The organism is Streptomyces yongxingensis (assembly GCF_055597465.1).
This window is the reverse complement of the sequence record NZ_CM145717.1, coordinates 5,570,216-5,582,375: the sequence shown is the minus strand read 5'-3', so window position 1 is coordinate 5,582,375 and position 12,160 is coordinate 5,570,216. Positions and strand designations below refer to the sequence as shown.

11 protein-coding genes are annotated in these 12,160 nt (G+C 73.1%); 9 read left to right on the top strand and 2 right to left on the bottom strand.

All coding sequences use genetic code 11. From position 1 onward, the window contains the following. Positions 1–15: 15 nt before the first annotated feature. Both ACZ6TD_RS23955 and ACZ6TD_RS23950 read right to left on the bottom strand, forming a co-directional pair. Entirely contained in the window at positions 16–360 is a 345-nt protein-coding gene (locus tag ACZ6TD_RS23955) for a hypothetical protein (protein WP_471357374.1), read from the bottom strand. Positions 361–456: 96 nt separating this feature from the next. Next, positions 457–2,223 carry a cellulose binding domain-containing protein gene (locus tag ACZ6TD_RS23950; protein WP_471357371.1) on the bottom strand — a complete coding sequence of 589 codons (1,767 nt, stop codon included), beginning with the start codon at positions 2,221–2,223 and terminating at the stop codon, positions 457–459. A 604-nt stretch (positions 2,224–2,827) separates the two neighbouring features. Between ACZ6TD_RS23950 and ACZ6TD_RS23945 the strand changes: the two genes are divergently transcribed. From ACZ6TD_RS23945 to modA, 9 genes are all read left to right on the top strand, one after another. After that, on the top strand, positions 2,828–4,870 hold the full coding sequence (locus ACZ6TD_RS23945; protein ID WP_471357988.1) for a TerD family protein: 2,043 nt from the start codon (positions 2,828–2,830) through the stop codon (positions 4,868–4,870). Between the two features lie 102 nt (positions 4,871–4,972). Then, positions 4,973–5,884: a dihydrodipicolinate synthase family protein gene (locus tag ACZ6TD_RS23940; RefSeq protein WP_471357368.1), complete on the top strand. Its 912-nt coding sequence runs from the start codon at positions 4,973–4,975 to the stop codon at positions 5,882–5,884. Between the two features lie 58 nt (positions 5,885–5,942). Further along, positions 5,943–6,944, top strand: coding sequence for a proline racemase family protein (locus ACZ6TD_RS23935; RefSeq protein ID WP_471357365.1), 1,002 nt, complete (start codon positions 5,943–5,945; stop codon positions 6,942–6,944). Between the two features lie 35 nt (positions 6,945–6,979). Next, a complete protein-coding gene (locus tag ACZ6TD_RS23930) occupies positions 6,980–7,663 on the top strand; it encodes a GntR family transcriptional regulator (protein ID WP_471357361.1) in 684 nt (227 codons plus the stop codon). A 32-nt stretch (positions 7,664–7,695) separates the two neighbouring features. Then, positions 7,696–8,982, top strand: coding sequence for an NAD(P)/FAD-dependent oxidoreductase (locus ACZ6TD_RS23925; protein ID WP_471357358.1), 1,287 nt, complete (start codon positions 7,696–7,698; stop codon positions 8,980–8,982). Then, entirely contained in the window at positions 8,963–9,292 is a 330-nt protein-coding gene (locus ACZ6TD_RS23920; RefSeq protein ID WP_471357354.1) for a (2Fe-2S)-binding protein, read from the top strand. Before ACZ6TD_RS23925 ends, ACZ6TD_RS23920 begins: the two co-directional genes overlap by 20 nt. Beyond that, complete coding sequence (locus tag ACZ6TD_RS23915) at positions 9,282–10,712, top strand: FAD-dependent oxidoreductase (protein ID WP_471357352.1); 1,431 nt, start codon at positions 9,282–9,284, stop codon at positions 10,710–10,712. Before ACZ6TD_RS23920 ends, ACZ6TD_RS23915 begins: the two co-directional genes overlap by 11 nt. Positions 10,713–10,831: 119 nt before the next feature. Continuing rightward, positions 10,832–11,221 carry a TOBE domain-containing protein gene (locus tag ACZ6TD_RS23910; protein ID WP_185057990.1) on the top strand — a complete coding sequence of 130 codons (390 nt, stop codon included), beginning with the start codon at positions 10,832–10,834 and terminating at the stop codon, positions 11,219–11,221. A gap of 58 nt (positions 11,222–11,279) precedes the next feature. Further along, a complete protein-coding gene (modA, locus tag ACZ6TD_RS23905; RefSeq protein WP_471357348.1) occupies positions 11,280–12,134 on the top strand; it encodes a molybdate ABC transporter substrate-binding protein in 855 nt (284 codons plus the stop codon). Positions 12,135–12,160: the final 26 nt, after the last annotated feature.

Below are 12,160 nucleotides of genomic sequence, written 5' to 3'. Positions count from 1 at the left end.
GCCGGGACCCGTCCTTCAGACGATCGTGACCGGGGCGATCAGACCCGCGGTGGATCCGGCCGGTACGGGGTTGGCCTCGGCGCTGACCAGATCGCCGTTCTCCAAGACCCCGGAGCCGCTGACGTCCACATGGACCCGCAGCCCGTAGTTGTCCCCCGGGACCAGCTCCCCGGGGACGGTGACGCTGAACGGGACATGGCCTCCTGGGCTCAGCGGCACATCCGTGAGGACCTGCGCGGCCACGATCGACTCGGGGGCGTCGGAGCGGGACACGTTGCGCACCTCCACCACCACCCGCGCCGCCCGCCCGGCGGGGGCGTCGGGGGGCAGGGTCACGATGCCGCTGAGGACACTGCTCATTCCGAGATGGTTTCCCCGGGGGGCCGGAGGACTTGTTCCGCCATCCGGGTGGGAACGGCGTTCCACACGCCGTCCGGCCCGGGTGGAGCGGTGTCGTCAGTCCGCGCAGGGGCGGCCGTTCAGGGTGAAGGAGCCGGGCGGCCGGTTGCCGTCGCTCCAGGTGCCGAGGAAGCCCATGGAGAGGGGGTCACCGGCCTTGACCCGCTTGTTGTAGTCGGCCGGGGTGGCGGTCACCTTCGAGCCGTGCTGGGTGAACTCCCCGTTCCACATCTGCGTCACCCGCTGGGAGCCGGGGAAGGTCCAGGTGACCCGCCAGCCGTCGAGGGGCTCGCGGGAGGTGAGGGTGACGGCGGCCTGGAAGCCGTCGGGCCATTCGTTGACCAGTTGGAAACGGGCCGTGCAGTCGGCGTCGTCGCCGGGCTCACGGTCGCCGGAGGGCGGTTTGCCGCCGTGGCCGGACGCGGAGCCGGAGCCGGAGCCCGAGTCGCCCTTGGAGGACGAGGAGGACGGTGCGGGGGAGCGCCCGGGCTTCTTCCGGTGCCCCTCGCCGGAGCCCTTCCCGTCCTTCCCGCCCTTGCTCTTCGAGGGGCTGGGGGAGGCGGGGGCGCCGGGGTGGTACGGCGAGGAGGTGGCGGGGGCCAGGCTGCCGGGGGTCACCTCGGGGCCCATGGAACCGCCGGTGCGGTTGTCGGAGTCCGCGGCGGTTCTGGTCATCGCGACCAGTGCGGCGAGGGCGACGACGGCGATCACCGCCAGGATGACCGTCGTACGGGCTCTGCGTAACCGGCGGCGGGCGGCGCGGCTCCGGACGACCCGGTGCCCCCCGGAGCGAGCCCCGCTCGCGCCATCGGCCCCGCCCGCGCCGGCTCTGCCACCCGCGCCGGCTCTGCCCTCCACGCCACCGACCCGTCTGCTCCGCCGCGCCCCGATCGCGTCCAGGACCCGGTCGCGCAGCCGCTCCCAGAGCGGCGCGCGGACCGCGTGCGCGGTGGGCGCGGCGGCGCGGGCGCTCGGCGCGGCGCCCGGGGCCCGCTCGGCGAGCGCGCGGCGCCGCTTGAGGTAGAGGTGCGCGCCCCAGCCGATGACCCCGCCCGCCAGCGCGCCGGGCAGCCCGGCGCCGTCCACATACATGCAGGTGGCGGCGTCCCGGCAGGTCCGGCACCGGGCGAGGTGCTGCCACAGGTCGGCGGGCGAGGGGGAGTCGGGCGCCCGAGTGGCGGCGTCCAGCAGCTTGGCGTAAGCGCGGCACTCCTCGTCGGTGAGGGTGTCCACATGGGCGCGCTGACACCGTTCGCGGAAGGCCGCGCGGACCCGGGCGATCTCCTCGGTGGCGTGCTCCGGGTCGTACCCGAGCTGCCGGGCCACCGCCTCCGTGGACCGCGCCTCCACCTCGACCAGCCACAGCAGCTCCCCGTCCGCCTCCGGCAGGTCCCGCAGCGCGCGCAGGGCGAGCGGCTGGTCGCGGGGCGGTGCGGCGAACCGGGCGGCGAGGTCGGAGGCCAGCCAGGTCCGCAGCTCCGGGTTGAGCCGGTCCCCGTGCCGGTGGGCGTCCCAGTCGGCGGCGGTCTTCCGTACGGCGGTCAGGAAGAGCGGAAGCCACGGGAGGCGCTTGCCGAAGCCCCGGGTACGGCGGTTGCGGGTCTCCCGGATGCCCCGCCGGAACGCCTCGGTGGCGAGCCGCATCCCGTCTTCCGGGGTGGTGGTGCACAGCTCCGCGTAATCGGCGACCGCGTCCCAGTACGCGCCCAGCAACGCCGTAGCGGAGGCCGCGCCATCGACGTCCTCGGCGGGCGCCTCGGCGACCCCGCGGCGCGCCGGGGAGCCGTCCCCGGGCGATTCCCTGGGAGATGAGTGGTCGGGCATGGAGGCAATTCCTCACTCACGAACAGCGGCGCCCCCGCCGGGGGCAACCCTCTCACAAACGGGCCGCGGGGTGGTCAGCCAACAGCACAGCGGTGCCTCGGAGTTGGGGATTCCCCTTACGGGGCGCGCCGAGCCTTTCACGCCGGTGACCTGGCTGACAAGAGACGAAGAGCAGTCCCCGTTTGGGATTGTGAGCCACCTGACAAGCCGTGGGATCCAGCCGAATCAACGTGAATAGTAGTCACGTTCACTGTTCCGTGCGACACAATGGCCACTCCCGCAAAAGGTATAGACCGCACAGTTCGCGCTGTGAACCCCTGTGCGTTTTCGGTGACTTCCGGGGGTGCGGTCCTGTCCGTTCCGCCACACCGGATGCGCCTCGGTGCCGGGATCGGTGCCGATGGGAGCGGGCGGGCGTGTGGGACGTATCCGCCGGGGCGGGTCGTCCGTATCAATCGGCGCATGACCTCCCGAAACGCGTGGTTCGGGCGCTAAGGTTCACTTCACTCACGCGACATGTGCGGCGCGTCACACAGCGCAACGCGGAGGCCGCTCGGGGGGTCCGAGGCGGCTGCTTTTTTTGGGGGGACCAACCATGCGGGAGATGACCAAGGGTGGCAATGTCGGCCTGGCCGCTCTGAGCGAGGACACGGGATCCGTGATCCTGAGCCTGAACTGGAGCTCGGCGACCGGAGACGGGGACGCCGACGTCTCCGTGCTGCTGCTGAACGGTGATGGCAAGGTCCGCGGGGACGCGGACTTCTACTTCTACAACAACCCGGCCGCCGCCGACGGCAGTGTGCAACTGCTGGGCAAGACACCGACCGCCGAGGGCAACGAGGACCGCATCAGCCTCGACCTGACGGCGGCACCCGCGGACGTCGAGCGGATCGTCGTGGCGGCCAGCCGGTACGGCGGCGCCAGGTTCGGCGATCTCAGCGACCTGCGGGTGACCCTCGCGGACCGGGTCGGCGAGACGCTGCTGGGGTTCTCGATCGAGGACGCCGATGTGGAGAGCGCGTTCATCTTCGGCGAGCTCTACCGCCGGGGCGAGGAGTGGAAGTTCCGGGCCGTCGGGCAGGGGTACGAGTCCGGACTGGCCGGTCTGGCCACGGACTTCGGCATCGACATCGACGATGACGCGGCCGACGAGGAGACGGCTGACGAGGGGACCGCCGACGAGGAGACCGGCGACGAGGCGGCGGACGCGGCGCCGGAGGCGGTGGAGCAGGCGCCCGTACCCGGGGCCGAGGGGGCGCCCACCATCCCCGCGCGGACGGCGGCGCCCACGGCCCGGGTGACCGGCGAGGAGTCCGCACCGGCTCCGGCCCGCCGCCCGCGTACGGCGAAGAAGAAGGTCACGCTTCCCAAGGTCGCCAAGAAGTCGCTGGCGGAGAACGAGTCGTGGCGGGCGGCTCGGCTCTTCCCGGTTTCCTCGCTCAGATACGACCGGGAACGGGAGATGCGCGCCACGTCCGTCCTGCTGTCGGTGATGGCGCAGGTGCCCGAGTTCGGGCGTCGGCTCACCGCGGCCTTCGGTGCGCCCGCCGGCCGTATGGAGACCTTCACCGAGGTCTCCCTGCCGCACGGTGGCAACGCCCCCAAGCGCCCTGACGGCGTGATCCGCGTCGAACGGGCCGGGAAACTCTGGACCGCCCTGGTGGAGACGAAGACCAACGGCAATCCGCTCAAGTCCGAGCAGGTCCAGGACTACATGGACATCGCCGCCCGGCGGGGCTACGAGGCCGTGATCACGCTGTCCAACGACGTCGCTCTCGAAGGCAGCCCACTGGTCGACGTCAAGGTCGACGGACGCCGTAAGCACAAGGTCGCGCTGTGGCACCTGTCCTGGGCCGAGGTGGCCCACCACGCCCAGATGCTGATCCGCCACGAGGGCGTCGGCAACACCGCGCACGCCTGGCTCCTCCAGGAACTGCTCCAGTACCTCCAGCACGAGAACTCCGGCTGCCACGGCTTCCAGAACATGGGCCCGGCCTGGGTGCCGGTGCGCAACGGCATCGACGACGAGACCCTGTGCCAGGGGGACCAGCGCGCCATCGACGTGGTCGAGAGCTGGGACCGGCTCATCCGCCAGGTCTGTCTGCGGCTGGGAGGCGAACTCGGGCAGAAGGTCCTGCCCGTCCAGCGCGCCAGGCGGGGGACCGACCAGAGTTCCCGTCGTGCGGCCATGGCCGACCGGCTCTGCGAGGAGGGCCGTCTCTACGCCGAGCTGCGCATCGAGGGCACCTCCGGGATCCTCGCGATCGTCGCCGATCTGCGCACCGGCAAGCTGCGCACCTCCATCGAGATCCCGGCCCCGGACCAGGGCTATCCCCTCACCTGGGCCAAGCGCCTGGTCCGGCAGCTCGCCGAGGCCCCGGCCGACCTCCATGTGGAAACCCTTGTCGAGGGGCAGAGCGGCGGTGGCCCGCGCGGCACCCTCGAGCGGCTCCGCCCCGAACCGGCCGACATGCTCCCCAAGGGCGGCGCCCGGATAACCGGCTTCCGGCTGTCCCTCTTCAAGGGCATGGGCAGCGCCCGGGGCAACGCCGAGTCCGGCTTCATCCGCAGTGTCGACGACGCCGTGGACCGCTTCCACTCCGGTGTCGTCGCCCACCTGGGAAGCGGCCCGGCCCGTCGGCCGTAGGGGATGAGAAGGCGGATCGGGCCACTGTGCGGTGTGACATTGCACTGCTACCGTTGGAAGGACAAGGACAGTGGCCTGGTCCCCTCCCCCAGGAGGTTCCGCATGCCCGATCTCTCCGCGCCCTGGCGTGGCGTTCATGTCGCCACGGCGCTTCCGTTCCATGACGATGACGAGTTGTCGGTCGACTACGAGGGTTACGCCGCCCATGTGCGGTTTCTCGCCGAGCACGGCTGTGACGGGGTCTGCCCCAATGGGTCGTTGGGGGAGTACCAGACCCTGACGGACGAGGAGCGGGCGCGGGTGGTGCGGGTGGCGGTGGAGGCGGCGCCCGAGGGGTTCGGGGTGATGCCGGGGGTGGCGGCGTACGGGGCGCTGGAGAGCCGGCGGTGGGCGGAGCAGGCGGGGGAGGCCGGGGCGCGGGCGGTGCTGGCGCTGCCGCCGAACAGCTACCGCGCCGACCGGGAGGCCGTGGTCGGCCACTACCGCGAAGTGGCGCGCGCCGGGCTGCCGGTGGTGGCGTACAACAACCCCCATGACACCAAGGTCGACCTCACCCCGGAGCTCCTGGCCGAGCTGTACGGGGAGGGGCTGATCGTCGCGGTCAAGGAGTTCAGCGGGGATGTGCGGCGGGCGTACGAGATCGCCGAGCGCGCCCCCGGTCTCGATCTGCTGATCGGCGCCGATGACGTGCTGCTGGAGCTGGGGCTCGCCGGGGCCGTGGGGTGGATCGCCGGGTACCCGAACGCGATTCCCGACGCCACCGTGGAGCTGTACCGGCTCGCCACCTCGGGCGTCGGCGCCGACCTGGAGAAGGCGCTGCCGCTGTACCGCGCGCTGCATCCGCTGCTGCGGTGGGACTCCAGGACCGAGTTCGTCCAGGCCATCAAGGCGTCCATGGACCTCGCCGGGCTGCGCGGCGGGTCGTGTCGCCCGCCGCGTTCGCGGCTGGCCGGGGAGGTGGCGGCCCGCGTCGTCCGGGAGACCGAGACGGTGCTCGCGCTGGGGTACCGGTGAGGGCCGTGTCGGTGGGGTTTGCCGTACCGGTGAGGGCGGTGTCGGTGAGGGGGCGCTTGTGAGGTCGCGGCGGGTGTTGCACACCGTGGAGTCCCACACCGAGGGCATGCCCACCCGGGTGGTCACCGGCGGAGTGGGGACGCTCCCGGGCGCGACCATGGCCGAGCGCCGGCAGTGGTTCATCGAGCACCGCGACGATCTGCGCACCCTGCTCATGTACGAGCCGCGCGGCCACTCCGCGATGAGCGGCGCCATCCTGCAGCCGCCGACCCGGCCGGACGCGGATCACGGCGTGCTCTTCATCGAGGTGTCCGGGGTGCTGCCCATGTGCGGGCACGGCACCATCGGGGTGGCCACCGTGATGGTCGAGACCGGGATGGTCGAGGTGCGGGAGCCGGTCACCACCATCCGCCTGGACACCCCGGCGGGCCTGGTGGTCGCGGAGGTCGCCGTGCGCGACGGGGCCGCCACCTCGGTGACGATCCGGAACGTGGCCGCGTTCTGCCCGGCCACCGACCGTACGGTGCGGGTGCCCGGCTTCGGCGAGGTGCGCTACGACATCGCGTTCGGCGGCAACTTCTACGCCATCGTGGAATTGGACGCCCTCGGGCTGCCCTTCGACAGGGCGGCGGGGCAGGAGCTGCTGACCGCCGGGCTGAAGATCATGGATGCGGTGAACGCGCAGGACCCGCCGCACCACCCCGAGCGGCCGGACATCACCGGCTGCCGCCATGTCTACCTCCAGGCCCCGGGTTCGACGGCGCGCCACTCCCGCCACGCCATGGCCATCCACCCGGGCTGGTTCGACCGCTCCCCCTGCGGGACCGGCACCTCCGCGCGGATGGCGCAGTTGCACGCACGCGGTGAGCTGGGCCTCGGCGAGGAGTTCGTCAACGAGTCGTTCATCGGGACCCGGTTCATCGGGCGGCTGGTCGAGGAGACCACGGTGGCGGGGCTGCCCGCCGTCGTGCCCTCGATCACGGGGCGGGCGTGGGTCACCGGCACCGCGCAGTTCCATCTCGACCCCGAGGATCCGTTCCCGGCCGGGTTTCTGGTGTAGAGGTGCGGAGAGGGGAGATCGGTGGTGGATGGAACATGACCGGGTCCGCTCCCCGGGGCCGCGGCTCCAGCCTCGAGCCGCTCGGCAAGCGCGAAAGCCTGCGCGACCGGGTCAGAAACGCGCTGCGCGCGGGCATCATCTCCGGTGAACTCGCCCCCGGCGCCGTCTACTCGGCGCCCGCCCTCGGCGCCCGCTTCGACGTCTCCCCCACGCCCGTCCGCGAGGCCATGCTCGACCTGGTGAAGGAGGGGCTGGTGGTCTCGGTGCCCAACAAGGGGTTCCGGGTCACCGAGGTCTCCGAGCAGGACCTGGACGACCTGGCGTCCATCCGTCTGCTCATCGAGCCGCCCACCGTACGGGAGGCCGTACCCCGTATCCCGCCCGGGGACCTGCCCGTGCTGCGGGAACTGGCCCAGGCCATCGTGGACGCGGCCGAACGCGGCGACCTCATCGGCTATATCGAGGCCGACCGGGTCTTCCACCTCACCCTGCTCGGCTACGCCGGAAACCGGCGTCTGGTGGACGTGGTCTCCGAACTCCGTTCCCAGACCCGGCTGCTGGGCCTCATTCCGCTGCTGGAGAGCGGGCGGCTCGGCCAGTCGGCGGCCGAACACCACGCTCTTCTCGACCTCGTGGAGGCCGGGGACGCGGCGGGCGCCGAGGCCATGACACATCGCCATATCGGCCATGTGCGCGGGCTGTGGGCCGGTGGCCCGTGACTCCGGGCGGGAACGACGGCGGGAACGACTCGATGCACCAGGACCTGCCGAGGACCGCCGACCTCGTCGTCATCGGCGCCGGTGTCGTCGGCGCGGCCGCCGCCTGGTTCGCCACCCTCGCCGGGCTGCGGGTGGTGGTGGTCGACCGGGGCGCCATCGCGGGCGGCACCTCGGGCGCGGGCGAGGGAAACGTCCTGGTCTCGGACAAGGAGCCGGGCCCGGAGCTGGAGCTCGCGCGGTACTCACGGCAGGTGTGGGGCGAGGACCTGGGCCCGTACGGCGAGCTGTGGGAGTTCGAGCGGAAGGGCGGGCTGGTGGTGGCCTCCACGCCCGCCGCCCTGGGCGCGCTGCGGACGCTGGCCGAGCGGCAGCGGGCCGGCGGTGTCGTCGTACGGGAGGTGTCCGGGGCCGAACTCCCCACCCTCGAACCACGGCTGACCCGCGAGGCCGCCGGGGGCGCGCTGTATCCGCAGGACGCCCAGGTGCAGCCCATGCTGGCGGCGGCCCATCTGCTGCGGCTCGCCCGGCGGCGCGGAGCGGTGGTGCGGACGCGGACGGAGGTGGTGGGCTTCCTCCGGCGGGGTGGGCGTACGGGCTCCCCGGCCACGTCGGGGGGCGGCGCGGGCGCTCCGGTCACCCAGGGAGGGGACCCGGGTGCCCTGGCCACCTCGGGAGGCGGCGCGGGCGCTCCGGTCGCCGGCGTACGGACACCCCACGGCACCGTCAGCGCCCCCGCCGTCCTGAACGCGGCGGGCACCTGGGCCGGTGCGGTGGCGGGGCTCGCGGGTGTCGAACTGCCGGTGCTGCCGCGCCGGGGCTTCGTCCTCGTCACCGAACCCCTGCCGCCCGCGACCGTACGGCACAAGGTCTACGCGGCCGACTACGTGGACGCCGTGGCCAGTTCGGACGCGGAGCTCCAGGCGTCGCCGGTCGTGGAGGGCACGGGCGGCGGCACGGTGCTGATCGGCTCCACCCGGGAGCGGGTCGGCTTCGACCGGCGGCCGTCCCCCGCCGCCGTACGGGCGCTGGCCCGGGGCGCCATCGGACTGTTCCCGATGCTGGCGTCGGTGCGGGCGATGCGCGTGTACGCGGGCTTCCGGCCGTACTGCCCCGACCATCTGCCGGTCATCGGCCCCGACCCGCACGCCCCCGGGCTGTGGCACGCCTGCGGCCACGAGGGCGCGGGGATCGGCCTCGCGGCGGGGACGGGGAAGCTGATCGCGCAGGCACTGACGGGGGAGGCGACGGATCTGGACCTGACGCCGTTCGCCCCCGAACGCTTCGAGGAGAGTGGTGCGGATGAGCCACGCCGGAAGTGAGCGCACGGGGCCGTCGCCCTACCGGCTGACCTTCGACGGCACGACGGTCACCGCGCTGCCCGGCCAGAGCGTGGGCGCGGCGCTGGTGGCCGCCGGGATCGTGGCCTGGCGGACCACGCGGCGGGAGGGCGGACCGCGCGGTCTGTTCTGCGGGATCGGGGTCTGCTTCGACTGCCTGATCACCGTGGACGGGCACCCCGGCCAGCGGGCCTGCCTGGTCCCGGCGCGGGACGGGATGCGGCTGTCGCGGGATGAGACGCGGCTGTCGGCGGAGGACGATCGTGGTGGTGACGGCAGCGATGGCGACTGATCGGCCGGCGTACGACGTAGCCGTCGTGGGCGCGGGTCCCGCCGGGCTCTCCGCCGCCGTCGGTGCCGCCGAGGCGGGCCTGGACGTCGTGCTCATCGACGCCGGGCGCCTGCCCGGCGGCCAGTACTGGCGCCACGACGAGCACTCAACGCCCCCTCGCCACCACCACGGGCGGCTCTTCGCCCGCCTCCGCGCCCGGCTGCACCACCAGCGCCGGCTCGGCCGTCTCCACTACCTCCCCGGCCACCAGGTCTGGCTGATCGACCGCCCCCGCCCGGACACCGGGCCGTTCACCCTGCGCCTGACCGGTCCGTACGACACGGCCCCCGTCGAGCGGGACCGGGTGCGGGCCGGTGCGCTGGTGCTCTGCTGCGGCGCGTACGACCGTCAACTGCCGCTCCCCGGCTGGGAACTGCCCGGGGTGATGGCGGCCGGAGGCGTCCAGGCGCTGCTGAAGGGGCATCGCGCGGCGGCGGGACGGCGCGCGGTGGTCGCGGGCACGGGCCCGTTCCTGCTGCCGGTGGCGACGGGCCTGGCGCAGGCGGGGGTGCGCGTCCTCGCCGTGTGCGAGGCCAACCCGGCGCACGGCTGGCTGCGCCACCTGGACGGGGCGGTGCGGGCGCCCGCCAAGTCCACCGAGGCGGTGCGGTACGCGGCGCTGATGGCCCGCCACCGCATCCCGTACCGGACCCGGGCCACGGTGACCGAGATCCTGGGCGAGGACCGGGTGCGCGCGGTGCGGCTCGACGGCGGCGAGGTGCTCGAGGCCGATCTGGTGGCGCTGGGCTGGGGGTTCACCCCCGCCCTCGAACTGCCCCTGATGGTCGGCGCCGCCACCCGGCGCGACCTCGACGGCTCCCTCGTCGCCGTGGTCGACGCCCGGCAGCGCACCACCGTCCCGGACGTTCTGGCCGCGGGGGAGACCACGGGCGTGGGCGGCGCCGCGCCGGCCGTCGCCGAGGGGCGGCTGGCCGCCCTGTCGCTGGCGGCGGCCCACGGGCTGCCGGTGGATCCGCGTGCCGTACGGCGGCTGCGCACCGCGATCCGCCACGGCCGGGCCTTCGCCGCCGCGCTGCACCGCACGTACCCCGTGCCCGCCGGGTGGACCGAGCGGCTGACCGAACGCACGGTGGTCTGCCGCTGCGAGGAGGTCACCTACGGGGAGCTGTGCCGTGCCCGTACCGACCTGGGCGCCGAGGACCCGCGCACCATGAAGCTCCTGGCCCGCCCGGGGATGGGCTGGTGCCAGGGGCGGATCTGCGGTTTCGCGGTCGCCGCCGTCACCGCGTCGCTGACCGGCCGCCCGGCCACGGCGGAGGATCTGCGGCCGCTCTCGGCACGGCCGTTCGCGGCGCCGGTGACGCTGGGGGAGCTGGCGGAGATGGAGGAGATCGCGGACGACGCGGACGAGGAGCCCTGATCTGCCGAGCCGATCCTGACCCTGCGGCGCGCAGATGCCAGCATTCGTACCCGAATCGTTGGACGGATACCGCCTGATCGACCTGTACCGGCTCGCAGATGCGGCGCTACCATCGGCGGATGCATACGTACCGGATCGGTGAGGCCGCGGCCCTGATGGGGGTCAGCGTCGACACCCTGCGGCGCTGGGTCGACAGCGGACGGCTGACCGCCGAACGGGACGAGCAGGGGCGCCGGATCATCCCGGGCCCGGCGCTCGCCGCGTTCGCCCGCGAGGTCGCCGGCGGCACGGACCGCGACCACCCGGGCTCCTCGGCCCGCAATCGCTTCTCGGGAATCGTCACCGAGGTGATCCTCGGCGATGTGTCCGCGCAGGTGGAGATCCAGGCGGGGCCGTTCCGCGTGGTGTCCATGATCAGCCGGGAGTCGGCGGAGGAGCTGAAGCTGGAGCCGGGCGTTCCGGCCGTCGCCGTGATCAAGTCGACCAACGTGGTCGTGGAAACGCCGTGAACACGCGCGCCGCGGGCGGCCCAGGCAGCAGTCGCAGAGAGAGGGAGAGACAGACCCCATGACGCCCCGTTCCGTATCCGGTTCCGGATCCCGACCCCGTTGGACGCTCCGTGTGGTGGGCGGTTTCGCGCTCGTCGCCATGGCGCTCACCGCCTGCTCCTCCGGTGACTCCGGTGACTCCGGCGACTCCGGTGACTCCTCCAAGAAGTCCGGCTCCGGTTCCTCCTCCGAGAAGCTGTCCGGCACGGTGACCGTGTTCGCCGCGGCCTCGCTGAAGGAGAGCTTCACCGCGCTGGGCAAGACGTTCGAGAAGGAGCACCCGGGCACCAAGGTCTCCTTCAACTTCGGCGGCAGCGACGCCCTCGCGGCCAGCATCACCTCCGGCGCACCCGCCGATGTCTTCGCCGCCGCGAGCCCGAAGACCATGAAGACCGTCACCGACGCCAAGGACGCGAAGGGCACCCCGGCCACCTTCGTCCGCAACCAGCTCGAGATCGCGACCCTCCCGGGCAACCCGAAGAAGATCAAGACGCTCGAGGACCTCACCCGCTCCGGGCTGAAGGTCGCGCTGTGCGCCAAGGAGGTGCCGTGCGGTTCGGCGGCGCAGAAGGCGCTGACCGCGGCCAAGCTCGAGCTCACCCCGGTCTCGTACGAGCAGGACGTCAAGGGCGCGCTGACCAAGGTGCAGTTGAAGGAGGTGGACGCCTCCGTCGTCTACAAGACCGATGTGAAGGCGGCGGGCGGCAAGGTCGCGGGCGTGGAGTTCCCCGAGTCGAAGCAGGCCATCAACGACTATCCGATCGCCCCGCTGAAGAACGCCCAGAACGCGGAGGCGGCCACGGCCTTCATCGACCTGGTGACGTCCGCGCAGGGCCAGAAGGTGCTCGGCCAGGCCGGTTTCCTCAAGCCGTGACGGAGCGGAACGCGGGGGCGTCGCCG

Excerpts from the sequence above, each read along its gene's own strand:
- ACZ6TD_RS23920 (WP_471357354.1), top strand. The coding sequence starts at position 8,963 with ATGAGCCACGCCGGAAGTGAGCGCACGGGGCCGTCGCCCTACCGGCTG.
- ACZ6TD_RS23955 (WP_471357374.1), bottom strand. The coding sequence starts at position 360 with ATGAGCAGTGTCCTCAGCGGCATCGTGACCCTGCCCCCCGACGCCCCC.
- modA (WP_471357348.1), top strand. The coding sequence starts at position 11,280 with ATGACGCCCCGTTCCGTATCCGGTTCCGGATCCCGACCCCGTTGGACG.
- ACZ6TD_RS23910 (WP_185057990.1), top strand. The coding sequence starts at position 10,832 with ATGCATACGTACCGGATCGGTGAGGCCGCGGCCCTGATGGGGGTCAGC.
- ACZ6TD_RS23940 (WP_471357368.1), top strand. The coding sequence starts at position 4,973 with ATGCCCGATCTCTCCGCGCCCTGGCGTGGCGTTCATGTCGCCACGGCG.
- ACZ6TD_RS23925 (WP_471357358.1), top strand. The coding sequence starts at position 7,696 with ATGCACCAGGACCTGCCGAGGACCGCCGACCTCGTCGTCATCGGCGCC.
- ACZ6TD_RS23915 (WP_471357352.1), top strand. The coding sequence starts at position 9,282 with ATGGCGACTGATCGGCCGGCGTACGACGTAGCCGTCGTGGGCGCGGGT.
- ACZ6TD_RS23930 (WP_471357361.1), top strand. The coding sequence starts at position 6,980 with ATGACCGGGTCCGCTCCCCGGGGCCGCGGCTCCAGCCTCGAGCCGCTC.
- ACZ6TD_RS23945 (WP_471357988.1), top strand. The coding sequence starts at position 2,828 with ATGACCAAGGGTGGCAATGTCGGCCTGGCCGCTCTGAGCGAGGACACG.
- ACZ6TD_RS23950 (WP_471357371.1), bottom strand. The coding sequence starts at position 2,223 with ATGCCCGACCACTCATCTCCCAGGGAATCGCCCGGGGACGGCTCCCCG.